Origin of the sequence: Stenotrophomonas veracruzanensis (genome assembly GCF_032911525.1) — a bacterium.
In the GTDB taxonomy this organism is placed as follows: Bacteria; Pseudomonadota; Gammaproteobacteria; order Xanthomonadales; family Xanthomonadaceae; genus Stenotrophomonas; species Stenotrophomonas africana.
The window spans coordinates 21598-48228 of sequence record NZ_JAWJTI010000008.1 but is presented as its reverse complement, the minus strand read 5'-3'; the positions used below and the strand labels follow the sequence as shown (position 1 = coordinate 48228).

The window sequence follows — 26631 nt, the reverse complement described above, 5'->3', positions numbered from 1 at the left end:
CCTCAGGGCTTGCCGAACCCGTGTTTGGCCAGGATCGCCTGGCCCTGTGCCGAACGCACGAAGGCGGTGAAGCGCTTGGCTTCCGCCTGCTGTGGGCTGGCCTTGACCACGGCCAGCGGATAGGCAATGCGCCCAGACACCGGCACCGCAAAGGCGCGGCGCACCCGGTCGGGCATCGCCTGCGCATCGGTGGCATAGACGAAGCCGGCGTCCACTTCACCGCGCGCCACGTAATCCAGCGACTGGCGCACGTTCTGGGTGGTGATGGTCTTGCCCTGCAGCGACGGCCACAGGCCCGCCGCTTCCAACGCACTCTTGGCATAGCGGCCAACCGGCACGCTGTCCGGGTTGCCCAGTGCGATGCGCTGCACGCCGGCACCGGCCAGGTCCTTCAGGGTGCGCGGCGCGGCCTTGGCCTGCGGCGGCACCACCACCCACAGCGCATTCACCGCAAACACCTCGCGGCTGCCGGCCGCCAGCAGATCCTGCCGCTGGGCCTGGTCCATCGTGGTTTCATCGGCCGAGGCGAACACATCCACCGGCGCGCCACGGCTGATCTGCTGCAGCAGCACGCCGGACGCGGCGAAGTTGAAATCGACCCTGGTTCCCGGGTGCGCCTTCTCATAGGCAGTGCCGAGTTCGCGGAAGCTCTCGGTCAGGCTCGATGCCGCCGACACCGTCAGCTCAGCCGCCCAGGCCGGCACCGTGGCCAGCAGTCCCAGCAACAACAATGCCGCTCGCTTCATGCCCAGCCCTCTGCCTGATCAGTCCAGTCCGGCGTCCCGGGCTACGGCCAGTTCCGCCAGCCGGTCCGGGTCCAGCAACAGCATCTCACGTTGGTTCACCGCAATCACACCCTCTTCGCTCAAACGGCGCAGCACGCGGCTCACCGTCTCCGGCGCCATCCGCAGGTAGTTGGCGATATCGGTGCGGGCCATGCTCAGGTTGAATCGGGTCGCCGAGAAGCCCCGCCGGGCATAGCGCTCGGAAAGATCCAGCAGGAACGCCGCCATGCGCTCCTCGGTGCGATGGTTGGCGGCCAGCGTGGCCACCTTGCCGATCTCGGCGCTGAGCAGGCTGAACAGCCGCGCCTGCAGCCCCGGCATGCGGGTGGCCAGCAGGCTCAATCGCGGGAACGAGATCCGGCACAGGTAGACGGTGTCCAGCGCCACGGCGTTGCACGGGAAGCGCGCGCCGTGGATGGCATTGAGCCCGATCACCTCGCCCGGCAGGCTGAAACCCAGCACCTGCTCGCTGCCCTGGCTGTCATCGACAAAGGTCTTGACCATGCCCGCGCGGACCGCTGCGATCGAATCGAACGGATCGCCCGCACGGAAAAGATAGTCGCCGGCCTGGAACGGGCCGACGTGGTCGACCAGCACATGAAGCTCGCCCAGCGCGGTCTTGTCGTAGCCCTGCGACATGCAGGCGTCGGAGAACGCACAGGTACTGCAGAAGTGCAGCGCGTCACCGTCATCGGCCGCTGCCGGATTGGGCGTAGCCGGTCGGGACGCAGAGGGAGCGGAGGGGTTCAGGGGCATTGCAGCAACGCAGGAACGAAGGCCGTCATCATACGACAGCGGGGCGCCCCACCCTGCGCACCATGCGCCTACTCTGGCGCAGGTTCAGAGCGTCGCTGCGGGCCACGCTGGCGCATGCTGTCGCGCACGTCCACGTCGAACTGCAGCTGCAGCATGCTGTCATCGTCCAACGCGATACCGAAGCCCAGGCCATCGCGGCAGGGCAGCCTCTTCGCTAGTGCTTGAACCGCTTCGCGTGGCAGCACCAACCGGCAGAATGTCCCGCCATCGAGCAGCACCGCCTGATCGCCGGCATGCAGCGACAGCGCTGCGCCCCAGCCACCGCTGCCACCAAAGCGCGTCAGGTTCTCCACCGATTCACCGGCCAGCAGTCGTGCCAGTTCCACTTCATCCACGCGCAGGCGCATCGATTGCTGTTGCAACTGGACCTTCATGCTGTGATGGACTCCCATTCCGACGGGGTATTGCAGTTGAGCAGCATCGCCTGATCCTCCGGCGCCAGCGGCAACCGTGTCACGCCCAGGCGTTCCTGCAGGGCGCGCAGTGAACGGCGCGCCGTCGGGTCATCGATCAAGGCCTGCAGCACGCGGCGGCAATGATCATCGATCTGCAACCGCATCGGCAACGGTTCATCGTCGAACACCGTGCAGGCACGCGCTTGTTCGGCCTGCAGCCGTTGCAACAGCATGGGTGTCACCTGCGGCGTATCGACCGGCACTACCCAGGCAGGGCCATCAGGCATCTGCATCGCCACGCTATAGAGGCCGCCCAGTGGTCCGCAGCGCGCAACCCGATCCGGGATCCCGCCAAACGCCGGGTAGTCACCGCTGACCCAGACCTCGCGCGCGCCCGCCTGCTTCAACAGGCCGCGCATGTGTTCCAGCAATGTGCGCCCCTGCCAGGGCAGCAGTGCCTTGTCGCGGCCCATGCGCGCGGACAGGCCACCGGCCAGCACGATGCCGTTGATGGTTCCATTCATGGTAGAGCAACGCCATGCGTGGCTGCACCGGCATCAATGCGGGTGGTCGTGCGCATGGCCATGGTCATGTTGGGGTTCGCTGTCGGCATGGCACAGGCTGCAACCTTCGCTCCACTGGCTGTCGCCGTCTTCGTAATGCTCCTGCTTCCAGATCGGGCACTGGTGCTTGACCACCTCGATCAGCTGCCGGCAGGCCCGGAACGCCTCGTCACGGTGCGGGCTGCCGGCGGCCACCACCACCGCCACATCGCCGATACCCAACCGGCCCTTGGCATGGGCCACATACAGCTTCAGCTTCGGACCGAACGTGGCTTCGACCTCGGCGGCCAGGCGCTTGAATTCGTTCAGCACCAGCGGCTCGAACAGGTCGTAGGTGATCCCGGTCACCCGCCGGCCCACATTGACGTCGCGCACTTTGCCGATGAACACATCGATGCCGCCGAAGCCCGGGTCGGACACCGCCGCGATGCCCTCGGTCGGATCGATCGCCGCCTGCGCGCGGTCCACCACCTTCGTGATGATCGTCTCGCTCATCGCTCAGCCCCCGCTCACCGGCGGCAGGATCGCCACCCGGCCATCGTCGGGCAACGCCTCGTGGTCGCGCAGCACGCGTTGCTGGTCGGCGAATGCCGAGTAATCCAGCAAACCGGCACGGAAACCCGGCCACCGCACCGGCAGCAGCTCACGCAGCGCCTGGCGCAGATCGGCCACAGTGCCGCCAGCCACTTCCACCGCGATTTCGCGGCTGGCGTCCAGATCGGAAAACGCACCGAACAACTGCAGATTCACCTGTCTCATCACGACTCCTGGCTCGCCAGCTGCACGGGGTTCTGATGACCCCAGCCCTGCACGCGCACTGGCGTGCCGGCAGCGACCACGCCGCCCTCGCCTTCCAGCACCACCCAGGCGTTGGCCTGCAGCATGGACATCAAACGGAACGACTCCTGCCCGGCCAGCACGCGCGCACTCAGGCGGCCCTGCGCGTCCACTTCCACCCGCGCCCGCGCATGGAAGCGCAGGCCGTGCGGCGTGCGCACGTCGGCCTGCAGGGGCAACGTCAACACCTGCTCGGGTGCCAGCCCCAGCAGGCGGCGTAGCACCGGCTCGACGAAGAAACGCTGGCCCACGGCGGCCGACACCGGGTTGCCCGGCAGGCCGAAATACAGCGCGCCATTGGGCAGCACCGCGAACAGCAACGGCTTGCCGGGGCGGATCGCCACCTTGTGGAACACGATGCGCGCCCCCCGGCCGCGCAGCGCGTCGGGAATGAAATCGTAGCGGCCGGCCGAAACCGCGCCGGTACTGATCAACAGCTGCGCACCCGCGTCCAGCGCTTCATCCAGGACCGCGTTGAACGCGGCCACCTCATCGCCCACCGTGCCCTGCCAGACCACCTCGGCACCGGCGGCCTGCAGGCGGCCGACCAGGTACGGCCGGTTGCTGTCACGGATCTGCCCGGATTCCAGCGTCTGCGCAGCTTCGGTCACCAGCTCCTTGCCGGTGGCGATCACCGCGGCCTTCGGCCGTGCCATCACCGCCACCTGAGCCACGCCGATCGCATGCAGCAAGGTGCGCGCGTTGATGTCCAGCACCTGCCCGGCCTGCAGCACGCGCTCGCCGTCGCTAACGTCTTCGCCGCGCAGGCGCACGTTCTGGCCCGGCTTCACCGATGCCTTCAGGGCGATGCGGGTCGGGCGGCCGTCCTCGCTGGCGAGGATCTCCACGTTCTCGACCGGCACCACCGTATCCAGCCCAACCGGCATGCGCGCACCGGTCATGATTTCCCAGGCACCCTCGCGGCCTTCGGCGCCAGCATCGCCAGCCGCCTGCCAACCCTGCACGGCAAATTCGGTACCGGCTTCGAACGTTGCGCCGTTGGCGCGCAGCGCGAAGCCGTCCATCGCCGAATTGTCGAACGGCGGCAACGACTGCGCGCTGTGGATGTCGCTGGCCAAGGTACGGCCGCCAGCCTCATGCAGCGGCAGATGTTCGGCCGGCAGCGGCGTGGCCGCATCCAGCAGATGCTGCAAGGCCTCGCTGTAGGCAATCATCAGTGGCCACCGCCATCGACCATGGCCAGGGCGTGGCCCAGCACCGGCGCCAGAATATCGAGGCACTGCGCCGCTGCCTTCGGGCTGCCCGGCAATGCAAACACCAGCATGTTGCCCAGCTGCACCACCTCGGCGCGGCTCAGCCAGGCCATCGGCGTGTGCTGCGCACTCAGTGCCCGCACCATCTGCGCCAGGCCATGCACCGGCCGCGCGTTCAAGGAACGCAGCGCCTCCGGGGTCAGATCACGCGGGCCCAGCCCGGTACCGCCGGTACACAGGCACAGGCGCACGCCCTCGGCGGCCAAGGACTGCAGGCGGCTGGCCAACGGCTCGATGCCATCGGGCAGCACTTCGGCGACCACCACCTCGCCACCCAGCTTCTTCAGCCCGGTCACCAGGGTCGGTCCAGAGATATCCTCATAGGTGCCTTCGCTGACGCGATCGCTCAGCGTGATCACCGCGCAGGCCGCGCCTTCCAGGCCCTTCGGCGCACGCGGCTTGAACCGCTCACGCTCGGCCTCGTCCATGCCTTCCGGGTGCAGCCAGACACCGCGCTTGCCGCCCTCCTTGAACAGCAGGCGGATGCCTTCGATGCGCAGGGCCGGTTCCACCGGCTTGCTCAGGTCGTACAGGGTCAGCAGCGCCGCGTTGACGCCGGCCAGTGCCTCCATCTCCACGCCGGTGCGCGCCTCGCTGGCGCACTCGCACCACACGCGGATCGCCTGCCGTTCCGGCACCGGCGCGCAGAAGACCTGCACCAGTTCCAGCGGCAGCGGATGGCACAGCGGCATCAGCATCGACGCCATCTTGGCGCCCTGCAGACCGGCAATCTCGGCCATCACCAGCGCATCGCCCTTTGGCAGGCGGCGCTCGACAATCAGCGGATAGGCCACTGGACCGGCATGCAGCTCGCCCACCGCCACCGCACGGCGGCGGCTGATGCGCTTGTTGCGCACATCGGCCATGTGGAAGGCCGCGTTCAATTCCCCACTCATCGTGTTGCTCATCCTCCGATGGAGGCCAGATGCGGGGTCAGCCCGGTCTGGCCCTGGTGCAATCCATGCCCGGCCGTTTTCAGGCCAAGCTGTGTGGTGATGCGTGCCAGCAGCGCGTCATGGTCCTCATCGCGCTGCAGCAGCGGGCGCAGCGGCACGCCGAACTCGCCGAACAGGCACAGCCGCAGGTCGCCCTTGGCGGTCACCCGCAGGCGGTTGCAGCCCTTGCAGAAATCACGCGAGTACGGCGCGATGATGCCGATGCGGCCGCGATGGTCAGGGTGGCCGAACTCGCGCGCCGGGCCGGCATCGGCGGCGCGCAGACGCTCGTGCCAGCCAGCGGCCAGCAGCTGCTCGATCACCAGGTCGGCGCGCAGGTGGTGGCGCTGGAAATAGGCTTCGTTGTCGCCGGTGCGCATCAGCTCGATGAAGCGCACGCTGAAGGGCCGGTCACGCAGGTAGTCCATCCACTGCGGCAGCTCGTCGTCGTTCAGGCCACGCAGCAGCACCGCATTGAGCTTGATCGCCGGCAGGCCCAGCGCCTGCGCCAGCGCCAGGCCCTGCTGGATCTCCGGCAGGCGGTCGTGCCCGGTGATGGTGTGGAAACGCTCGCGTTGCAGGCTGTCCATGCTCACGTTCAGCGCGGTCAGGCCGGCCCGGTGCCAACCCGGCAGGCGCCGCGGCAGCAGCGTGCCATTGGTGGTGATGGCCACCTTGCGGATGCCCGGCACTGCCGCCACGGTGGCGATGATCTCATCCAGGTCCTTGCGCAGGCTGGGCTCGCCGCCGGTCAGGCGGATCTTGCTCATGCCCAACGCCACGAAGGCCCGCACCAGGCGCGCGATTTCATCCACCTGCAGGAAGCGCGGGCGGCCATCTGCCTGGTACCCATCGGGCAGGCAGTAGCTGCACCGGAAGTTGCAGGCTTCGGTGAGCGACAAGCGCAGGTACGGAAAGCTGCGTCCGAAGCTGTCGGTGAGTTGGCTCATGGCTGTTCCGCCTCCTGGTACCACCCTGCAGCCCTGCCCCTGAACGGGTTGTCGACCCCAGCCCGCAGAGTGCGCTGGGGCGTTGAAAGCGTCAACCCGGGAGGCACGCAGCCTGAATTGGCGCCACCTGTCGCGATAGGCCCTCCCCGCCCGTCCCGTTCGCCGTGGCAACCTCGACACCTGTCGCAGATTGCACGGTGCGGGCGGATCCCCACGCCAGCCAGCGCTGGCGGTGCTCAACTGCATGTGAGAATGCCAAAAGCGTCTCCAATCGAGTGATGTTTGCAACTCTTCTGATTGGCATTGCACAGCGCCAGGGGCTCAGATGGGCGTGCCACCGGAAAAGGGGTGGCCGGGCTTCGAATCCCGTGTTGGCTTTGAGTAAGTGCGCTTGCCAGCCGGCGTCACCATGCGTGGCGCCGGCTGGCAATCCGTCTGCCGGCTATGGCGGGCGGTGCGTTGGGGGCGTTCGCGCCCGCCGGCTTGAAGCCAACCCGGATTCGAACCACGTACCGCCCGCCACCTTTCGGGTGGCGGCTACCGATTGCCCTGCACGGAGCCTTGCCATGAACGAATCGGACTTCCCGCATCTGCACGCCTACCGCAGCACCGCCCGCGACGACGGTTCGCCACAGGCTGCGCCTGCAGTGGACAGAAACACCTTGATTGCCAATCTCAACCGCATCGGCTCCGGTGCAGCAGCCGACGGACAACCCTGGCCGGAGCGGCATCAACTACCCGGCCGCTGCCTGGCCCTCGCCGATGCCGATTGCGCGTTGAGCGGGTTGCGGGTGGTGCTGGAAATGCTGCTGGCGGCGGAACGCACCCGGCAGAACGGCGAACCGGAAGAGTACGTGGGCGACCGGGTGATGGAGGGATTGGTCATGGCCTGCCAGTCGTTGTGCGCGCAGGCGGTGGGGCAGTTGCAGCCCGAAGGGTGAACGCGATGCACAACGCCCTTCAGCTTGGACCGCTTTCAGCAGGCGTCAGTGCTCGCTGAAAGCGCTCCTCAGATCGACGCCGATGATCGGCGAGAAGTCCACCTTGCACAGCTCCAGCTCGAAGAGCTGATCGTGATTGTCCAGGCACAAGGTGACCCTCACCGGCACGCCATCGGCATCGGCAAGCATGGCCGTGGCAATGTCGCTTCCGAAGACCTGGGTCGTGCTGGACAGGAACACCACGCCCCCGAATCCGACGACACCCACATCCTCCACCTGGGCGAGCGCCAGATCCTTCAACAACCGTTCGGACAGCTCGATCGTCCCAGGCAGCAGCCTGTGGATGAGGGAGACCTCGTCGGGGGTGAGAAATCTGGGCACGGGATGTCCTTCAGAGCACCGCGTCCGCCATCGGCAGATGCTCGATCCGCCATGTCTTGGCGTAGATGAGAATGACGCTTCCGGTCGAGCTGGTCTCGATACGGAAACACTTCAGTCCGGACAACGGATAGAGCCGACCGCCTTCCAACGATCAAGAAGATCAGCAAGTCACGGCTCGTCATCGTCGACCCCGGCAAACTCTATCCCCTCTCCACCCAACACGCCGAAGTTCATGAGCGCCGAGCACCCGTAGGCTTCCGAGAAGCAAACGGCTGCCTGCCGGCCATCCGGCCAGCGCACGTGGACCTTTACCTCGTCGGATACGCCAGGATTGCTTCTGTCGATGTTGATGGCCAGCATCGTGGCGTCACACCATTCGAGCGCGTTGAAATCCTCATTCATCTACGACGAAGGCGTACCTCACGTGGACTCTTTGGCAAAGAACGCCGCCGCCCCTTTTTTAGGATTTCACACTCCGTCCGTAACCGTTAATGCGCCTTCGTCTCGCCGCGCATAGCGTGTCGCTACGGATTCCTGAACCCGCCACAAACAGCCCAAGCCTCGCCCCGGCAGTCGGCATCAAGGGGTGAAAGGCTCAGACCTGTACTCACACCCATTGATGTCGCGAAACACTACTGAGTATTCCTTATGTTCATCTGCCTGCCCGGGAACGAAGAGCCCGTTTGCATCAAACAATACTACCTGCGGCTTGCCACTACTGACACGCAGACTCCGGGTGGGGCCAGCGACCTCCTCAAGGATCGGGTTGAAAATCCTCCAGCTTGGGCTTCCCTTCGGTCTCTGCTCGGTGACCGCGCTCCGGGCAGCGACATGCCCGTCAGGACCGTCGAGCGCAATCCGGATTGTGGGACCAGACATATGTGTCACCTCGAATCTGCCAACCCGGGATTCGGCAACTGAAGCCGATTCGACATACCGTATCTGGGCCTCACTGCAGACCTTATTACCACCGAGAGTGGAACATGCCGCACTACTCAGTGCGATCGCTAGGAAAAGCGTGACGTTCTTCAATTCACCTTCCCCTGATTATCAATCGATGCTTGCCACTATCATCCCACTGTTGCCTTGACCTGATCACCGCAGGAAGAATGCTCTCCGACAAATGGCTCTGCATTGCGGCGGCACTTTTCACCTCACATTCCTGCGCGCTCTGATATCGGTTTGCGCCAATACTGGCTTCGAATCGCTCTGCGGCAGCTCTTGCATTCTCGGCCCAGCCCTGCAGGTCTCCGACATGATCCATTTCGTCACGCATCGTCGACCGCCTGATGGAAGGAGAATCATATCGATCGCGCATCAGCACAGTCGGAGTGAGGCCGACGGCATACTCCTCAAGGTAGTGGCCGGCAGCATCACAGTTGCACTTGGGGCTGATAGTCCATTCCATGGTTGTCCGAGCAAGTGTATTCGCCCTGAACTCAGACGTTGGTGCGCCCGGGTACGTCGCAGTCATGTCGCCATTTTGAGTCCCCCTCTTCCATGCAACGGGATTCAACTCCCATTCCAGCAAGCCGAATGGATCCGTCGAAGCGACTGGCCTCGCACCTGCATACAGATACAGCGACACCCCACCATTCAACCCCAGCGGATCTCCCTGGGAGTACCGCCCAATCGCAGGGTCATACTCTCGCTGCGAGTTGTAGAAGAAACCGCTCGCATCGGTTGACTGCTGTCCGGGAAAGCGGAGGGCCAACAGGAATGGCACGCCATCACCATCTGGATCAGCACTCGGAATCTGATTGCCGAACACTTCGCTCTTGCTGCTCCACTCCCATATCGCAACATCGCGCGCAGGGTCGATCACCACACGCGGTGTGCCCAGATGGTCCGGCTGGACATAGGCCAGCTCCGGCACACCTGTGCTTGGCACATTGATGAGTGCCACCGGGTAGTTGTCCAGCCAGATCGCCTGCTGCTGAGCCTCGCCCGTCGCCGAATAATTGCCCAGCCACTTCCCCGCCTCGCCATACAGCGTGATCTGCGCTGCGCCACCGGCCGGCTTGCGCAGCACGCGCTCGCCGCGGTGGTTGTAGGCGTAGCTTTCCAGTGCGGCATTGCCCTGCTTCACCGCGTTCATGCGATTGGCATCGTTGTAGGTGAACGTCTTGCTGCCGATGCTGGTGGTATTGCCGGCTGCGTCATGGGTCCGCGACTCGCCATCCACCGCAGTCAGGCGATGGCTGGTTGCGGGATAGGTGTAGTTGGCGGTGCCTGCCGAGGTGGTCAGCGCGGTGCGATTGCCGGTGGCGTCATAGGTATAGGTTTCAATCGGCGTGCCGGTCGTGCCGTCCTGGGTCTGGGTCAGGCGGCCCAGCGTGTCGTAGGCGTATTTGGCCAACACCATCGAACCTGCGCCGTTCTTCAGCTCGGTGATCGAACCGACGGGGTCATAGCCGTAGCCCAGCGACAGGCCGCCCGCGGCCGGGTCGTGCACCGCCTGCGGGCGGTAATCCAGATCCAGCGGACGCTGCAGCTGTCGGCCGTTGCCGTAGGTCCAACCGGTGGCCGGTCCGAAGGCTGCGTAGGTTACGTTGTTCACCACGATCTGGCGCGTCTGGCCGGGTCGGGTCAAACCGATCTGACTGATGCGCCCCTGGGTGTCGCGCACATAGTCGGCCACGCTGCCGTCGGGGTAGGTCAATGCGGTCAGGCGACCCGACTTGCTGTAGGCATAGCGCAGCGTGCTGGCAACGCCGTTGACGGTCTGCACCTTGCGGGTGACCTGGCCGAAGCGATCGTGGCAGTACTGGGTGCTGCCATTGGCGTGCAGCACCTGCCCCAGCCGTCCCTTCCCAAAGCGCTCGTCGACGGCACAGGCGGCCTGTGCCACGTCATAGCTGTAGCCCACGTCCAGATTGGGGTCCGGATAGGCAACGCCGATCAGGCGGTTGAGTGCATCGTAGTGATAGGTGGCGGTGACGCCACGCGCATCGGTAGCCGTCTTGCGGTTGCCGGCGGCGTCCACGGTGAAGCTGCTGGCGCCACTATCCGGGCTGACCTGCCCGGTCAGGTCACCGAAACCGTTGTAGGCGTAGGTGGTATGCAGGCCCTTCGGGTCGGTGACCTGGGTAACCTGGTCCAGCACGTTGTACTGGCTGCGGATCTCCGCCGCCACGCCGCCGACGTCCTGCAGGGTCTGGGCCAAGCGGTTCAGCGGGTCGTACTGCTGGCTGGTAATGCGCTGCAGTGCGTCGGTCACCGTCTGCGGGTTGCCGTTCGCATCGTAGGCGAAGCCGGTGGCGTGATTGCCCGCGTCCTTCAGTGCGGTCAGCTGGCCGAGCGTGTTGAACGTCCGTGCCAGGGTACGGCGGAGGGTGCCGCTGGTATCCAGCGTGTCTTCCTTGAGGCGATTGCCGGCGTTGTCCAGTGTGTAGTGAATCGTGTTGCCTACGTTGTCCTCGATGTCGGTCAAGCGCAGCGCGGCATCGTAGACATAGGTGACGCTGCTGCCATCGGGCTCGGTGACCTGTTGCACCTGGCCGGTCGGCCAGTAGCTGATCTGGGTGACCCGATTCTCGACAGTGGTCGCGCCGCGCACGGTGACCGAGGTTGGCCAGCCGCGGGCATGATAGGTGTACTCGGTCACCACGCCGTTGGCATCCTTGACCGACAACGGCCGCCCGAACGCGTCGTAGGCCAGGGTCTCGACCGTCTGGCCCAGCGCATTGGTCACGCTGCGCAGGTCGCCCTTGCGATAGGTGCAGGCACCTCCGTTCGCGCACCCTGCATCATCCTCCGAGTAATAGGCATAGGTAACCGCATCGGCCACATCCGTGCGCGGGCCATCCACACTCTTCAGCAGCCCCTCCACCGGGCAGCTGCCTGCCGCTGCCACATCGGCGGCTTCGCAGTACGTGTAGCTGGTGATGCGCGTCTGACCGGAAGCGGTGTCGGTCACCGTGTTGGCCGTCGGCTGGCGTCGGGCATTGAAGGCCGTGCGGGTTTCGCGGCTGCCGATCCGGGTGGTCAGTACCGCATTGGCTTCGACGTCGCGCGCCGTGGTCACCACACGCTGCTCGGGCAAGCCGACCGCTTCAGTCACGGTGTGGATGCTGACGGCACGACCGCTCACCGCATCGGTGCCCTGCGCATAGGTGTGCTTGGTCTGGACACCGCGGCGATCGGTGTAGGTATCCAGGCGCCGGCGGAAGTCGACACTCTGGTTGTAGTAGGTTCGGCTGACGGTTCCCTGCGAATCGGTCAGGCCGGTCACCTTGCGCGACGGCGCGGTGTCGCCGCCGGGTGTCAGGGTGTAGTCGGTCTGCCGCCCAAGCGCGTCGGTCACGACCGCACCGCCGTTGGGGCTGTAGGCCAGCGTCACGCCGTCAGCACCGCCGGCGTGCTGACTGGAGATCACACGGCCGTCGGAATCATAGGTAAAGGTGCTGTAGCGGCGACCGTCCTCGGCGGTGATACCCGTCAGGTGCTGGGGGAAGTCCTGATTTTCGTAGTGATACGAGCGTACACCGCCACCCGCATAGGTCACCGTGGCAACCTGGCTCTGCGGTGTGTAGGTATAGGTGGCGAGCGGAATGCCTTCGACCAGGACCGAGCTGATCAGCGCCTCGTAGTCGTTGGACTGGTAGACGAACTCCAGCGTGCGGCCACTGCTGTGGGTGACGGCCGCCAGGCGGTCGCTGTCGTCGTAGATGTAGGTCAGCGACGTGCCATCCGGGAAGCGCTTGGTGGCAAGACGCCCATCCGCGCCGAAGGTCGAGATGGAGCCCGCTGAATACAGCGTCCAGCTCCCGTTCTGGACGAGACGATCCCCGCTATCGTCATCCGCCTCGTAGGCTTGGCCGATCTTCTTGAACGCCCGCTGGAAGCCCGTACTTTCAATGATGCCAACACTGCCAACACCATCCAATGCCAGGTGGGCTCCCAGCGAATGGGTCCAGCCATAGCCGAAGCCACCGGATGAAGTAGAAATACCGGAGTGATAGAAGCGCGTCAGTGCGATCCAGCCCAGATCGAAATCCTGTGCGATTTCGTACTTCTCGCCTGTTTTTACGTCGCAAGGGTTGCCTACGGCTCCGTCGCAGGGCGCCTTGTTCGTGGCCTCCCCCTCCTCTTCCGACTCACAATTCGTGCCAGCGCCGTCCTTGTCGCACTTCTGCGACTTGGAGGTGATGGTCGCAACGAACTCCTCGTTCGCGCAGGCGCTGTGTGTGTTGGACCACTGCGTAAGCGGAACAGGGCAATCAAGGCGGCGTTTGCGACCGAAGGCCGTCTGACTCACATATGGCGCGCAGGGAGATTCGGCCGTGTTCTGCCCCATCATATGCGTGATCTGATAGAACCTGGACTCGACCACGCCTTCCATTTCAGGCACGCCGGAGAACCAGTCTCCCTGTGGTGTAACAGCAGCACCCGGACAGACCGGGTTGCTTGCCTGGACGTCCGCGAGATAGCTCGCAACCATCGCCTCTTCGGTCGAAAACTCCGCTGTACTCAGATAGGTCCAGTCTGGATCAGAGGGTTGCGCCTTCCCCATCCAGTAGGTGATCGACGTGTTTCCGTTCAAGTCCACGACTTTCGACTTGATCTTGTCGACAGATTGCCAGCCGAACTGGAACTCCGGTGGGAACGGGCTGGGTGCGGGCAGGTTCTTGATGGCAGCCACCGCCGCCTGTTGGGTCTTGTATTGAGTCGCATCGCCGCCGGGCTGCGAAATGCGCCAGGTAATCTTGCTTTCCTGCGCCTGTGCCACTGCAGAGGCTAAGCAGCCGAGGGCAACAATCGCCAGCGCGGCACGCGAGAGGGTCTTCAGTCGTTCCAACATCCCTGTTCTCCTTCCTGGACGAACACAGCGCCGGCGGGAACGAGAACGCGAAGGTGTTCCCCGCGTCATGCTTCGGATCGTCCCTGGTCCGGAATGCGGCAGTGCCACATGCCGCCTTTATCGTTGAGGACGCTTACACATTCAAGTGTGGAGCCGAGTAACCGATCACAGATTCAAGCACCCAACGCTATTCAGCGGACTGCGCCCTGCTCCCATGACTTCCTGCACAGAGAGTTGGTGCTCTACCTCACTACATTACCAGCACGACTTGTCGCGACGTCGGCAGGCTGTGGCGCTCCGCTGCAGACCTGACCCATCGGAAGGGCTGGCACGCGTCACGGCCCAGGGGAATGGCAATGAAAAGCAGCCGAGTGACGTTGTGGGCGCTGGCCGCGATTATGGCCGCAGTGGGCGCCGCGCACGCAGGGGAAATCCAGGTGGATCGCGGCGCTTACGCACTGCAGGCCGAAGAGACCGGGGGCGGCCCGATCACCGTGGTCTTTGAATCCGGTTTCGGGCAGGGCGCGGAATCCTGGAAGGAGGTGGTTGCCGGTCTGGGGCGCGACTACCACAGCATCACCTACGCCCGTGCAGGACTCGGCAAGTCCGGCAGCGACGGCCACCCCAAGCGCATCGATGCGCATCTGGCCGACCTCACGGCAGTGATCGATACGCTCGCACCCGGTCGCCGCGTTGTGCTGGTGGGTCATTCCTATGGTGGCCTGCTGGCCACGGAGTTTGCACGCCGGCATCCGGAGCGCCTGCAGGGCCTGGTACTGGTGGACCCGGCCACGATGGGGCAGCGCCATGCGTTCAAGCAGGCCGACAGTGCCCGCGTGCAGGCAGACGATGCCCAGCTGCGGGCAATGCTGCCGCCGGCCATGGCTGCCGACTACGCCGTGCTGACCGAACAACTGGATGCACCCGGTGCGGAGACCCCGCGCACGATGCCGGACGTGCCCGTGGCGCTGCTGACTGCAACGAAGCTGGCTGCCGAACCGCTGTTCTTCGAAGAAACCGCATCGGGCAAGGCACTCTGGAAGGCACAGCACGCCCTGCTCTTCTCGGGATTCACACGCGGTACGCATCGCTATCTGTCGACCGGGCACACCCTCCAGCGCGAGGACCCCGCTGCGGTGGTGGCCGCGATTCAGTCCGTCTCCGGCACCTTGAAGTAGCCGTTCCAGGCAACGGCTTTCCGGGTTGTTCCCTGCTACTGCCCACGCAGGCGCACCGCAAAGTACCGCGTCGGGGAAAGGCCAAGCGCCTTCTTGAACATCGTGATGAAGGCCGTCACCGACTCATAGCCCAGCGTCTCGGAAACGCGTTGTACTGGGGCACCACCGGCGAGTTCACGAATGGCGATGAGCAGATGCAGCTGCTGCCGCCAGCGCCCGAACGACAAGCCCGTTTCGCGCTCAATCAGCCGGGTCAACGTGCGCTCGCCCAGGGCCAGGCGCACGGCCCACTGGCCGATGGTGCTGCGGTCTGCCGGATCCGCCGACAGCGACGCAGCCAACGCCCGCACCTTCGGGTGATGGCTGACCGGCAACGACAGGTGCTCGGCCGGCATCTGTACCAGCTCGTCCAGCAACACCCGCGCCAGCCGGTCGGTGTGGCTGCCGTGCGGGTAGTCCAGCGGCGCATCGGCCAGGTGCAGGATCATCTCGCGCAGCATCGGGGAGATCGCCAGCGTCACGCACTGCGCTGGCAGGTCGACGACGCCGGGCTCGACGAACAGGTAGCACAGGCGCGCGTTGGCGGTGGCGCGATTGCTGTGCGGCATGCCGCCCGGAATCCAGACACCACACTGGGGCGGCACGATCCACAGCGCGTTGGCCACTTCGCAGGTCACCGCCCCGTGCAACGCAAGAATGAGCTGGCCCTTGCGGTGCTCATGCACGGGAATCTCCGCGTCGTGCTCGGCTACCTGCAGGCGGCTGGCGACCGCCGGGCGATCGGTCTCGTCCGGGTCCAGGTCAAAGCCGGGGAGCGAAATGCGAGCCATTCTCACATTGACCGGTTTTAGCGATTGATTGTCATTGTAGCGAAATTCGCCAGTGCGGCCGATCACTAGCATGACCCGCATGCACCTCCCCACACCTTTCCTTCCCCACCTGTTCCAGGCATTTGCCCGGTTGAAAAGCCCTGCCCTCCGGACCGACCAGGAGGCGGTGCTGTTCTCGCTCAAATGCCTGCTCGCCGCCTCACTGGGGCTGTATGTCTCTCTGCGGATCGGCCTGAACCGCCCGTTCTGGGTGATCGGCACGGTCTATCTGGTGTCGCAACCGCTGTCCGGCGCAACGCTCAGCCGCGGACTGTTCCGTCTGCTCGGCACCGTGGGCGGGGCCGTCGCCACCGTCGCGCTGGTGCCACGCTTCGCCAATGAACCCCTGGTGCTGAGCGCCGCGCTCGCCACGTGGATGGCCCTGTGCCTGTATCTGGCGATGCTCGACCGCACGCCACGTGCGTACGCGTTCCTGCTGGCCGGCTATACCACCAGCCTGATCGGGTTTCCTGCGGTGATGGTGCCGGGAGACGTGTTCACCATTGCCATCACGCGGGTGCAGGAAATCTCCATCGGCATCCTGGCCGCCACGCTGGTACATGCGTTGGTGTTGCCGCGCCGGGTCTCGATGCGCGTGCACGCACGGGTTGCTGCCGTGCTGGAAGATGCGGAACGATGGACACGCGACCTGCGCGCCAGTGCATCGGACACGGTGCTGGCGACGGACCGCTCGAAAGTGGCAACCGACCTGCTCGAACTGCATGTGCTGTCGATCCACCTGCCCTTCGACAGTGCCCACGGCGTGGCCCAGGTACAGATCCTGCGCGCCCTGCATGACCGGATGCTGGACGTACTGTTGCTGTCCAGCGCGGTGGAAGATTCCATCGCCCGGCTGCGTTCACCACAGGCCGGCGCGATGGATGCAACGGGCTGGCGCGATCTGCTGCAGGCCAGCCTCGTCGCGCAACAGGCCGAGCTCGACCTCGCCCACGCCGACTGCCGCGTACTGCAGGCGCAACTATGCGCTGCCCGCCCCGACTGGCGCCGGCATGTACCTGCTCGCCTTGCGCGACATGCACAGGGTGCGGTACTTCACCGGGATCATCGGCTTGCCCTGCGCAGCGCGCTGGGCGCGTTCGTCGGCATCCTGCTGAGCTGCGTTCTGTGGATCGTTACCGGCTGGTCGGACGGCGCCACGGCGGTGTCCATCATCGGCACGGCGTGCGTGCTGTTCGGCACGATCGAAGCGCCTGCGCCGCATGTCATGCGCTATCTGGTGGGGTCGTTGATCGGCGTTGCCGTCGGCTTGCTCTACGGTCTACTGATCTTCCCCGCGCTCTCCGATTTCGTCGGCCTGATTGCCGCGCTCGCGCCGGTGCTGCTGCTGTGCGGATCCTTCCTGGCCCGGCCACCCTTCACCATGGCTGCGCTGGGCGTGGTGCTGACGTTTCCGCTCATCGCCGGCCTGGGCGCGACCAATACGGTCAACATCGTCGGTGCACTCAACAACAGCGTTGCGTTGTTCGTCGGTACGGCAATGGCACTGTGCAGCATGCAGCTATTCCAGACCACCGATGCGGGCCGCAACCGCGCACGGTTGGAGCATTCGATCCGTCGGGACATCGCGCGGCGCGCCGCCGGACGAGGTGCTATGACCCGCGCCTGGCTCAGCCGCATGCTGGATCGCATCGGGCTGCTCGCTCCCAGGTTGCAGGGCCGTACCAGCCCAGCACACGACCTGCGAGCGTTGTTTGCGGACGTTCGTGCGGCACGTGCATCCAACCAACTCCGCGCACTGGACACGCGCCTGCAGGATCCGCGCATGCAAGCGCTTCAGGCGACGCTGATCGAACGCGTCGCAGCACATTTCAGGATCCGCGCCCACGCGCCACGCCGTGTCGACGCCCATCTCCTGGAACTGCTCGACCGCATGCGAGAAGCAGCGGTGGCCAGCAGCGCGGATCGGGAGCATCTGTCGCACCTGCTCTGCGGGTTGCGCCGCGACCTGCTGGCACCCCCGCTCACCCATCGGCACCGACCTCATGTTTTCTGATCTTTCCATTGATGGCGTGCTCATTCCCGGCCTGCTCGCCGTGGCCGCCGCCGCGCTGGCGCTGTCGATGCTGACCTCACGCCTGCTCGCCAGCCTCGGTCTGTACCGCTGGTTCGCCGCACGGCCGCTGGTAGGCCTTTCCCTGTTCGTGATCCTGGCGGAGCTGATGATCCGGCTTGCGCCTCTGTTCGAGAAATGAAATGAAACACACGCTTGCTGTCATCGGGCGCTGGAGCGCAACGCTGGTTGTATTCGCGATTGCTGTCGTCGCTGCACTGTCCCTCTGGAATCGTTACGAAACACGCCCGTGGACGCGTGATGGACGGGTGCGCGCCGATGTGGTGCGCGTCGCGTCGGACATGGGAGGCCTGGTCACCCAGGTGCTGGTGCACGACAACCAGCGGGTCAGCGCCGGACAGCTGCTGCTGGTGCTGGATCAACCGCGCTTCGCTGCCGCGCTTGAGAAGGCCGACGCAGCGGTCAGCAGTGCACGAGCGACGCTGGCGCTGGCCCGCCGCGAATCGACGCGTGACAACGCACTTGGCAACCTGGTCGCCTCGGAAACACGCGAACGCAACGCCGCCAAGGTCGATACCGAGCTGGCCGCCCTTGCCCAGGCACGAGCCGAACAGCGCGTAGCCCAGCTCAACGTGCGACGTACCGAGGTGCGCGCGACTACCGATGGCATCGTCACCAATCTGGACCTGCACGCGGGCGACTACCTGCAACCCGGTGCGCAGGCGCTGGCGCTGATCGATACCGGCAGCCTGCGTATCGAAGGCTACTTCGAGGAAACCAAACTGGGCTGCATCACCGAGGGTGATGCCGCCGTGGCCCGGCTGATGGGCGACGCCCGCGATGTCCGCGGACACGTGGACACCATTGCCGCCGGCATTGCCGACGATCAGCGCTCGAGCACGCACAACCTGCTGCCGGCCGTGGCGCCGACCTACACCTGGGTGAGGCTTGCACAGCGCATCCCGGTCCGCATCCACATCGATGATGCGCCGGCGGATACGCGTCTGATCGTGGGTCGCACTGCGAACGTGACCATCACGCCCTCGGCCCAGGGAGCCTGCAAGTGAGCGTGCGAACCGTACGTGGTGGGCTGCTTGCCCTGCTGCTGCCGATGACGGCCTGCGTATCCGGCCCTGATTATCACCTGCCTGCGAATGCCGTCGCGGCCTCCCCCCGGGCGGCCCGGGCGTTCGTCTCAGGCCAGGACGCATCGTTCAGTCACGACGTGCCACCGGATCGGTGGTGGCAACTGTATGGCGACCCCCAGCTTGACGCCTACGTACGCGAAGCACTGGCGGCCAATACCGACCTGCGCGCCGCCGATGCCAACCTTCGGCGCGCCAGCGCTACCGTGCTGGAGTACCGTGCGCGCGGTGCTGTGCAAGCGGACGTGAATGCATCGGGCACGCTCACCCATGCTGGTGGCTACACCCAGGCGTCGGCCGCGTCGCAGTCGTATGCGCTGGGCCTGCACCTCTCCTATCCACTGGATCTTGCAGGCGGCATCCGCCGCGGCATCGAAGCCGCCACCGCGGACGCGGAGGCCGTCGCTGCGGCACGGGACCAAGTCCGCGTGGTTGTCGCTGCGGCCGTCACCCGTGCCTATCTCCAGGTGTGTACCCGCAATCACACGCTCGCCGCAACCCGGCAAGTGCTGGCGATACAGCGCGCCACGCTGGAGGCAACCCGACGCCTGGCTGCAGGCGGGCGCGGAACGGACTTCGATGTCAGCCGTGCCGGTGCCGCCGTCAACCGCAGCGCGGCGGGGATACCGCACCTGCTGGCGGAACGGCAGGCCTCACTGTTCGAACTGGCCGCACTGATGGGCAGGCTCCCGGCAGACTATCCCAGGGAAGCAGAAGGGTGCCCACAGCCCCCTGAGCTGGAGCAAGCATTGCCGGTCGGTGACGGCTGGCAGCTGCTCCAGCGGCGCCCTGACGTACGCGCAGCCGAACGCAGCCTGGCCGCCGCGACTGCAATGATCGGTGTCGAGACGGCGGGGCTCTATCCGCAGATCACTCTGGGCGCCTCTTCCGGCGTGGCTGGCACACCGGCGCATCTGCTGTCAGCCGACAGCTTCGGTGCGAGCATCGGCCCCGTGCTGTCATGGCACTGGCCCAACCGCCGCGCAGCCAAGGCCCGCATCGCAGCGGCTGGTGCCAATGCAGATACTGCTCTCGCTTCGTTTGACGGCATCGTGCTGCGGGCACTGCGCCAGACCGAGACCGCGCTTTCTGCCTGCACGCAGGAGCTTGAACGCGAGCGCAGCCTGGCGCAGGCGCGGATGGACGCAGCGCGGGCCGCCGGGCAGGCACAGCAACTCTACCGTTTCGGCAGGATCGATTTTCTCGACGTGCTTTCGGCCCAGGCCGCGCTGGCAGATGCGGAGTCCGCATTGGCCACCTCGCGCGCGGAGCGGGTCGACCGTCAGATGGAACTGTTCCTGTCATTGGGCGGCGGTTGGGCTGCGGGCGACACAGCCGATGGCGCGACACGCTGAGATCATCTTCGCAGCAGCAGGCGCAACCCGATCTATTCATGAACGGCATGCCGACACCCGTATTCATTCACATGGCTTGCCCTACATTCGCGTTCACAGCGCCGCATACCGCGGCCATGACGGAGGCATCCCGATGACATCCATACGTCTGCTTGCCCTTGCAGTGAGTACGGCCGCAGCACTCGCCGCAGCTCCCGCCTTCGCGGATCCGCCGCACCACGCCCGCGGCAACGGCCCGCCGCCGCATGCCGGCGGCCCCCACAACCGTGATGCGCCGCCGCCGGGCTGGCAGAAGAAGGCCTGGCGCCACGGTGAGCGCCTGCCGTGGTCCGAAGTGGATCGCCGATACTGGGTGGACGACTATGCGCGCTATCACCTGCGTGAGCCGGGCCGCGACCGGCGTTGGGTGCGCCAGTCCGACAACGAGTACCTGTTGGTGGAGATCGCAACCGGCTTGATTGTTGACGCGCTGCATCGTTGAATGTGGAGCGCGCCGGGGCCTTGTAGCCGTGGCCCCGGCGGCGCACCTACCCTGCTGCGACCCACGTCAATGATGCGAACCATCGGATTCCAAGGCGCGCTTCTCGCTGCCTTCCTCGTCGCAGGCCAGCCGGCCCACGCAACCCAGCACCCATCAGCGGCGGATGTAAAAGCGATCGAACAGGTGGTCGAATCGTTCCGCACCTCGCTGATCAACAAGGACAAGCCGACCTACATGGGCCTGTTCTTTTCGGAAAAACCGGAAGATATCGGCTGGCAGTTCGTCTCCGAGGACGCGCGCCTGCAGGACATCCGCAAGGCCAAGCCCGATGCGATCAAGGCTCGGCAGATTCCCACCAACAACTTCATCGCGCTGATCGACGGAGCGGTGGCTTCGCCGAAGCCAAAAGAAGAGACATTCTCCAACACCAAGATCGAGACGGATGGCGATGTGGCCTCGGTGTCGTTCGACTACAGCTTCCACGACGATGGGGTGAAGACCAACTGGGGCAAGGAAATGTGGCAGCTGATCCGGACCGAGCAGGGCTGGAAGATCTTCTCGGTGATCTACTCGGTCCGCGATTCACGCAGCCCGGCCGATTGAACGTCGTTTGACGGGGCCGAACCCCGGCCGCGATCCATTCAGCCTGCGCATTGGCAATCAGTCAGGGATCGGGCACAGTTCGGCCACGCGCAAGGACGCACGCCATGACCCGCCTGCTGATCATCGAAGACAACCCCGAGCTCGTAGCCAACCTGTACGCCTTCTTCGAGCCTCTCGGCTACGTGCTGGACGACGCCCGCGACGGTGCCAGCGGCCTGCGCCGGGCCACGCAGCACGACTACGACGCCATCCTGCTGGACCTGATGCTGCCGCGCCTGGATGGCATGACGCTGTGCCAGAAGCTGCGCCAGGAGTTCCAGAACCCGGTGCCGATCCTGATGCTGACCGCGCGCGATCCGGTCGAAGACCGGGTTCAGGGCCTTGCGTTGGGTGCGGACGACTACCTGGTCAAACCGTTCTCGCTGACGGAACTGGATGCGCGGATCAAGGCCCTGGTGCGACGGGCGCAGGGTCGCCAGGTCCAGAGCGTGCTGGCGTGGAAGGATCTGCAGGTGGACACGCGCTCGCCACAGGCCTGGCGGCAAGGCCACTGCATTACGCTGACACCCACGTCGCACAAGCTGCTGATGTGCCTGGTGCGTGCGGCTCCCGCGGTGGTGCGCAAGCAGGAGATGCAGTACCTGGTCTGGGGCGACGAGCCACCGGACAGCGGCGCGCTGCGAACACACATCCATGAGCTGCGCCTGCAGGTGGACCGGAGCTTTGACACCGCGCTGATCACCACGGTGCACAGCGTCGGCTGGCGCATGCTGGCGTGAGCCCTGCTTCCCTCTACCGCCGGCTGAGCCTGCGCACCCGCATCACGATCTCGTTCGTGCTGTTGATGGCCGGTGCAATGGGTTTCATCGTCCTGGCCGAACAGGTCGACTACGACCAGGTCAGGGCCGCCGTCATCGCGCGGACCCAGGATAGTGCCGTGCAGACGCTGCAGGGAGCACTGACCCGTGGCGAACACCCCGCCCTGCCCTCGGGTAGCCAGTTGTACGACAGCCATAGCGTGCCGATGGTCCTGCGCCAGTACGGTCCGGGCTACCACGGCGAAGCAGCACCCAACGAGTGGCACCTGCGTGTGTTCGACAGTGGCGGCCAACGTTATTACCTGCTGCAGGACGCTGCCCCCTATGGCTACCTGGAACACCTGATCAATGCCTTTGCGGCGCTGGTCATCTCGATCTGCGTGCTGGGCGCCTTCCTGATCGGTCGCAAGGTGGCGACGCACGTCATCGCGCCCATCACGCGCTTGGCGGACGCGGTGCAGGACGGCCAGAAGCCCTTTCCCTATCAGGACGCGCGCGACGAGATTGGTGTACTCGCCCGCGCCTTCGCCCGGCACAGCGACGAGCTCGAACGGTTCCTGCATCGCGAGCAGTGCTTCAGTGGCGATGCCAGCCACGAGCTGCGTACGCCGCTGGCCATCATCGGAGGCGCCGCAGAGACGCTCGCCTGCCAGCTTCCGGCCGACAGCCACCTGGTTCCCAGTGCCGAGCGCATCCTGCGCACCACCCAGGAGATGCAGCGCCAGCTGACCTGCCTGCTGCTGCTCTCGCGCGCCCCCAGTACCGTGCCGCGCAACCAGGTGGCCCTGCGTCCGCTGATCGAATCCAGCATGGAGCGCTGCGAGCCCTGGCTTTCCGGCAAGCCGGTGATCGTTGCGTTTGATGCCCTGCATGACACCGTGCTGGACACCAACGCGAATCTGGCGCACAGCGTGATCTGGAACCTGCTGCGCAACGCCTGCCAGTACACCGAATGCGGCGAGGTGCGGATCACCCTCCACGACGCCGCACTCATCGTCGCCGACACGGGCCCCGGCCTGCCCTCCAGTATCGACCCACAGCAGTTCGAGCGTTTCCTGCCCGGCAACCCGCACAGTGGCGAGGGACTAGGGCTGTCGATCGTGCAGCGCATCGTCGAGCATCTGGGCTGGAAGATGACGGTGCATTCCTCGCAGCAGGGATGCCGGTTCAGCCTGGAGTGGCCCCTCTGACGGTTTCCTGACGCGCGCGTGCACATGCTGGGATGGCTCACTTCACGGCGGAACCCGCATGCAGCACCCCAAGGACAGCGGCAAGTACCCGCACGGCAAGACCGGCCTGAGCCGCATCTTCCACACCCTCATCCATTCGCGCGATGGTTTCATCGCCACCTTCCGCGGCGAAGCTGCCTTTCGTCAGCTGCTGCTCCTGCACGCGCTGTTGATCATTGCAGCGTTCGTGCTGGACATCAGCGCGGTCGAGCGCGCGATAGTGCTGGCGGTCTGTTTCATCAGCCTGCTGGTGGAACTGCTCAACTCGGCGATCGAGGCCGTGGTTGATCGCATCTCGCTGGAGCAGCATCCGCTGTCCAAGAACGCCAAGGACATGGGCAGTGCCGCGCAGACCACCGCGTTGTTGATGGTCGGTGCGGTGTGGAGCGTGATCCTGCTGGGCTAGCCCGGCAATCCTGACAACTTCCTGATAAAGCCGTTTCGATACTGCGCGCACTCCTGTTCCGCGGAACCTGCTCGTGCGTCAATGCCTCCGTTTTCCACGGCTCCATCCGATCGTTCTGGTCTGGGCCGCCGCACTGTTCTTCACCACGATTGGAAACATCGCCCTCTGGAAGACGCTGTGGGGGCTGATCGACCTCAACAGCCTGCGCAGCGTGCTGTTCCTGGCCAGCTTGCCGGTGGTGCTGTTCTGCCTGTTCAACCTGATGCTGACGCCACTGCTGGCACTGCCGTTCCTGCGCAGGCCGCTGCTGGTGCTGCTCGTTGTCGTCAGCGCCGCCTGCAGCTATTTCATGCTGCACTACAACGTGCTGATCGATCGCAGCATGGTGCAGAACGTGTTCGAGACCAACCAGGCCGAGCTGAACGCCTATCTCTCGCTGCCACTGCTGTTGACCCTGCTGGCGCTGGGCGTGCTGCCTGCTGCCGGGCTGGCCCTGGTGCGCACCACCAGCGGGGCCGGTTCGATACGTTCGCTGCTGGTGTGGCCGGCCAGCGTTCTGGCGTCATTGCTGGTACTGCTGGCAGTCGGCTTCGCGTTCTACAAGGACTACTCCTCGCTGCTGCGAAACAATCGTTATATCCGTGACCAGGTGCTGCCGATGAACATCGTGCGCCATACCCACGGTTATCTGAAAGGCCTCTACAGCACCCGCCAGCAACCCTTGCGCCCGATCGGCATGGACGCACGGCGCGTACCGGGCGCGCGTCCGAAGCTTGTGTTCATGGTCGTCGGCGAGACCGCGCGATCACAGAACTTCCAGCTCAACGGCTACCCACGCGCGACCAATCCCCGGCTCTCGCGCAAGGAAGGCGTCATCAGCTTCAGTGATGTTTCCTCATGCGGAACCGCAACGGCGATCTCGGTGCCGTGCATGTTCTCGCAGATGACCCGCCGCCAGTATGACGATGTACGTGCAGCGACCGAGGAGAACGTGCTCGACATCCTGCAGCGCACCGGCATCGGCGTGCTCTGGCGCAACAACAACAACGGCGGTTGCAAGGGCGTGTGCGAACGCGTGCCGACCGAGGACATGCCCGCGCTGAAGGTGGCCGGCCAGTGTGTCAACGCCGACGGCACCTGCTACGACGAGGTACTGCTGCATCAGCTTGGCGCACGCATCGACGCCATCCACGGCGATGCCCTGGTCGTGCTGCACCAGCTGGGCAGCCACGGCCCGACCTACTTCGAACGCTACCCCGCACAGTCGCGGGCATTCAGTCCGACCTGCGACAGCAACCAGATCCAGCGTTGCAGCAACGAGGCGCTGGTCAACACCTACGACAACACCCTGGTCCATACCGACCGCATGCTTGGCAAGACCATCGACCTGCTGCAGGGTTATGCGGACCACCGCGACGTTGCGCTGATCTATGTCTCCGACCATGGTGAGTCGCTCGGCGAACGCGGCATGTACCTTCACGGCACGCCCTACTTCATCGCCCCGCGCGAACAGACCCAGGTGCCGATGGTGATGTGGTTCCCACCGGAATTCAGCCGCAACGCGGGCGTGGACCTGGCCTGCCTGCGCGAGAACGCCCTGCACCGGGCGCACAGCCACGACAACGTCTTCCACTCGCTGCTGGGCCTGTTCGGGGTCAATAGCACGGTCTACCAGCGCGATCTGGATGTGTTCGCCGGTTGCCGCGCGTCGGCTTCGCCGGCTGTGGCCCCCTCGCCAGCAAGGCAGCGCCGGCTGATGCCGGTCGCTGCCCGCAACGTGGCGCGTTACTGTGCGGCCAGGGCGAAATCCAGGCCGGCGCATACCGCCGCCACCTGGGCGTCGTTGCATTCCTGCGGGTTGGTGCGCGGGCTGTCCGGGTAGACCTCGGTGGTGGTGGCAAAGCGTGCATCGGTGAAGCCGGCGCAGGCACCAATCGAACGCGATTCGCCCCAGACCACGCCCGGCGACTGCAACGGCAGGCCGACCAGGTTGCCCTCGGCGTCGGCCGGGGCGATATGGGTGACCGGGGCGACGGCGGCGATCAGGGCCTTCTGGAACTCGGCCTGCGGATCTTCGCTGTTGCCGATCACGTAGAAGCCGTCCGGAATGGTGTCGCGCTCGAACGGCTTGCCGTCGCGGGCACAGCGCGCCGGATCGAACTCGTGCAGATCGCTGTCGGTGGTCTCGTGCAGGTCCAGGTGCACCAGCAGGTTCGGCTTGCGCTCGGCCACCCAGGCCATCAGCGCGGCCGCTTCCTCGATCTGGCCGCCGTCACGGAAGCTGCGGTTGGGGTCGATGGCATCCGGGTTCCAGCGCTGGATGCGCTCGTAGCCCCACGGGCTGACGCACGGTGCCACGATCAGGTTCAGCCGGCCCAGGTAACGCTCGGCCTGCTGTTCCAGAAACTGCAGGGCACCGTGCACACCGCTGGTCTCGTAGCCATGCACGCCACCGGTGATCAGCGCGGTCGGCAGCGCCGGGTTCCAGTCGTGGTTGACCACGGCGAACAGCGGGTAATGGTCCGGCGCATAGTCCAACTGGCCGTACTGGATCACGTCGAAACTGTCGTCCAGGCGCTCAAGGGCGGCCACCACGTCATCGTGGTAACTGCGCTGACGCTGCTGGCGGGCCCGCCACTGTGCGCGTTCCGCGTCGCCCCAGGGCTGTCCGGGGGTGCCGATCGGGTAGAACTGCGCAACGGTCATTGGGGAACTCCAGGGGTCGAACGGATGGGTGCAGCCGGACATTCTAAGCCTTGTCGCGCCTGCGGGCGCCCCCACCCGGCCCCCGCCTTCATCCAGGCCGGGTCATCTGGTTGTAAAATCAACGGTTTT

Annotated in this window: 26 protein-coding genes; 12 read left to right on the top strand and 14 right to left on the bottom strand. The window is 65.4% G+C overall.

Going from position 1 to position 26631, the window contains the following annotated elements; translation table 11 throughout:
• Positions 1-2: 2 nt before the first annotated feature.
• The 9 genes from modA to moaA all read right to left on the bottom strand — a co-directional run bounded on the left by modA (position 3) and on the right by moaA (position 6555).
• A complete protein-coding gene (gene modA / locus R1H25_RS08200) occupies positions 3-746 on the bottom strand; it encodes a molybdate ABC transporter substrate-binding protein (RefSeq protein ID WP_317223302.1) in 744 nt (247 codons plus the stop codon).
• A gap of 18 nt (positions 747-764) precedes the next feature.
• Complete coding sequence (locus R1H25_RS08195) at positions 765-1541, bottom strand: helix-turn-helix domain-containing protein (RefSeq protein ID WP_317223301.1); 777 nt, start codon at positions 1539-1541, stop codon at positions 765-767.
• Positions 1542-1609: 68 nt separating this feature from the next.
• Positions 1610-1975, bottom strand: coding sequence for a hypothetical protein (locus R1H25_RS08190; protein WP_317223300.1), 366 nt, complete (start codon positions 1973-1975; stop codon positions 1610-1612).
• The gene (locus tag R1H25_RS08185) at positions 1972-2520 is read right to left on the bottom strand and encodes a molybdenum cofactor guanylyltransferase (RefSeq protein WP_317223299.1); all 549 of its coding nucleotides are present in this window, start codon (positions 2518-2520) and stop codon (positions 1972-1974) included. Before R1H25_RS08185 ends, R1H25_RS08190 begins: the two co-directional genes overlap by 4 nt.
• Before the next feature lie 33 nt (positions 2521-2553).
• Positions 2554-3054, bottom strand: coding sequence for a molybdenum cofactor biosynthesis protein MoaE (locus R1H25_RS08180; RefSeq protein ID WP_317223298.1), 501 nt, complete (start codon positions 3052-3054; stop codon positions 2554-2556).
• Between the two features lie 3 nt (positions 3055-3057).
• A complete protein-coding gene (locus R1H25_RS08175) occupies positions 3058-3318 on the bottom strand; it encodes a MoaD/ThiS family protein (protein ID WP_053463023.1) in 261 nt (86 codons plus the stop codon).
• Entirely contained in the window at positions 3318-4571 is a 1254-nt protein-coding gene (glp, locus tag R1H25_RS08170) for a gephyrin-like molybdotransferase Glp (protein WP_317223297.1), read from the bottom strand. The genes R1H25_RS08175 and glp overlap by 1 nt, the downstream gene beginning before the upstream one ends.
• Positions 4571-5566, bottom strand: coding sequence for a bifunctional molybdenum cofactor biosynthesis protein MoaC/MoaB (gene moaCB, locus R1H25_RS08165; RefSeq protein ID WP_317223296.1), 996 nt, complete (start codon positions 5564-5566; stop codon positions 4571-4573). Before moaCB ends, glp begins: the two co-directional genes overlap by 1 nt.
• 8 nt (positions 5567-5574) lie before the next feature.
• Positions 5575-6555, bottom strand: coding sequence for a GTP 3',8-cyclase MoaA (gene moaA / locus R1H25_RS08160; RefSeq protein WP_317223295.1), 981 nt, complete (start codon positions 6553-6555; stop codon positions 5575-5577).
• A 566-nt stretch (positions 6556-7121) separates the two neighbouring features.
• Between moaA and R1H25_RS08155 the strand changes: the two genes are divergently transcribed.
• A complete protein-coding gene (locus R1H25_RS08155) occupies positions 7122-7496 on the top strand; it encodes a hypothetical protein (protein ID WP_317223294.1) in 375 nt (124 codons plus the stop codon).
• 45 nt (positions 7497-7541) lie between these two features.
• Here R1H25_RS08155 and R1H25_RS08150 read toward each other — a convergent pair whose 3' ends face one another.
• The 3 genes from R1H25_RS08150 to R1H25_RS08140 all read right to left on the bottom strand — a co-directional run bounded on the left by R1H25_RS08150 (position 7542) and on the right by R1H25_RS08140 (position 13680).
• The gene (locus R1H25_RS08150; protein ID WP_317223293.1) at positions 7542-7877 is read right to left on the bottom strand and encodes a hypothetical protein; all 336 of its coding nucleotides are present in this window, start codon (positions 7875-7877) and stop codon (positions 7542-7544) included.
• Between the two features lie 168 nt (positions 7878-8045).
• Complete coding sequence (locus tag R1H25_RS08145) at positions 8046-8279, bottom strand: hypothetical protein (RefSeq protein ID WP_317223292.1); 234 nt, start codon at positions 8277-8279, stop codon at positions 8046-8048.
• Between the two features lie 631 nt (positions 8280-8910).
• Positions 8911-13680 carry an RHS repeat-associated core domain-containing protein gene (locus R1H25_RS08140; protein WP_317223291.1) on the bottom strand — a complete coding sequence of 1590 codons (4770 nt, stop codon included), beginning with the start codon at positions 13678-13680 and terminating at the stop codon, positions 8911-8913.
• Positions 13681-14036: 356 nt separating this feature from the next.
• Here R1H25_RS08140 and R1H25_RS08135 point away from each other — a divergent pair, with 356 nt between their 5' ends.
• On the top strand, positions 14037-14858 hold the full coding sequence (locus R1H25_RS08135; protein WP_317223290.1) for an alpha/beta hydrolase: 822 nt from the start codon (positions 14037-14039) through the stop codon (positions 14856-14858).
• 35 nt (positions 14859-14893) lie between these two features.
• Here R1H25_RS08135 and R1H25_RS08130 read toward each other — a convergent pair whose 3' ends face one another.
• Positions 14894-15688 (bottom strand): helix-turn-helix transcriptional regulator, encoded by a 795-nt coding sequence (locus R1H25_RS08130; protein ID WP_317223352.1) that lies wholly within the window; start codon positions 15686-15688, stop codon positions 14894-14896.
• Between the two features lie 70 nt (positions 15689-15758).
• Between R1H25_RS08130 and R1H25_RS08125 the strand changes: the two genes are divergently transcribed.
• The 10 genes from R1H25_RS08125 to eptA all read left to right on the top strand — a co-directional run bounded on the left by R1H25_RS08125 (position 15759) and on the right by eptA (position 25678).
• Entirely contained in the window at positions 15759-17741 is a 1983-nt protein-coding gene (locus R1H25_RS08125) for an FUSC family protein (RefSeq protein ID WP_317223289.1), read from the top strand.
• On the top strand, positions 17731-17940 hold the full coding sequence (locus R1H25_RS08120; protein ID WP_049447662.1) for a DUF1656 domain-containing protein: 210 nt from the start codon (positions 17731-17733) through the stop codon (positions 17938-17940). The genes R1H25_RS08125 and R1H25_RS08120 overlap by 11 nt, the downstream gene beginning before the upstream one ends.
• A gap of 1 nt (position 17941) precedes the next feature.
• Positions 17942-18826, top strand: a complete 885-nt coding sequence (locus R1H25_RS08115; RefSeq protein WP_088480795.1) for a biotin/lipoyl-binding protein — start codon at positions 17942-17944, stop codon at positions 18824-18826.
• Entirely contained in the window at positions 18823-20259 is a 1437-nt protein-coding gene (locus R1H25_RS08110) for an efflux transporter outer membrane subunit (protein ID WP_317223288.1), read from the top strand. The genes R1H25_RS08115 and R1H25_RS08110 overlap by 4 nt, the downstream gene beginning before the upstream one ends.
• A 133-nt stretch (positions 20260-20392) precedes the next feature.
• Positions 20393-20740: an RcnB family protein gene (locus R1H25_RS08105; RefSeq protein WP_317223287.1), complete on the top strand. Its 348-nt coding sequence runs from the start codon at positions 20393-20395 to the stop codon at positions 20738-20740.
• A 72-nt stretch (positions 20741-20812) separates the two neighbouring features.
• Positions 20813-21343, top strand: a complete 531-nt coding sequence (locus tag R1H25_RS08100; RefSeq protein WP_099589231.1) for a nuclear transport factor 2 family protein — start codon at positions 20813-20815, stop codon at positions 21341-21343.
• A 104-nt stretch (positions 21344-21447) separates the two neighbouring features.
• A complete protein-coding gene (locus R1H25_RS08095; protein WP_317223286.1) occupies positions 21448-22122 on the top strand; it encodes a response regulator transcription factor in 675 nt (224 codons plus the stop codon).
• Positions 22119-23351: a HAMP domain-containing sensor histidine kinase gene (locus R1H25_RS08090; protein ID WP_317223285.1), complete on the top strand. Its 1233-nt coding sequence runs from the start codon at positions 22119-22121 to the stop codon at positions 23349-23351. Before R1H25_RS08095 ends, R1H25_RS08090 begins: the two co-directional genes overlap by 4 nt.
• A 58-nt stretch (positions 23352-23409) precedes the next feature.
• Positions 23410-23796 (top strand): diacylglycerol kinase, encoded by a 387-nt coding sequence (locus R1H25_RS08085; RefSeq protein WP_317223284.1) that lies wholly within the window; start codon positions 23410-23412, stop codon positions 23794-23796.
• Positions 23797-23869: 73 nt separating this feature from the next.
• Positions 23870-25678, top strand: a complete 1809-nt coding sequence (gene eptA, locus R1H25_RS08080) for a phosphoethanolamine transferase EptA (protein WP_317223283.1) — start codon at positions 23870-23872, stop codon at positions 25676-25678.
• Here the strand turns inward: eptA and R1H25_RS08075 are convergent.
• The gene (locus R1H25_RS08075; protein ID WP_005409936.1) at positions 25582-26502 is read right to left on the bottom strand and encodes a M14 family metallocarboxypeptidase; all 921 of its coding nucleotides are present in this window, start codon (positions 26500-26502) and stop codon (positions 25582-25584) included. The genes eptA and R1H25_RS08075 overlap by 97 nt on opposite strands.
• Positions 26503-26631 lie beyond the last annotated feature (129 nt).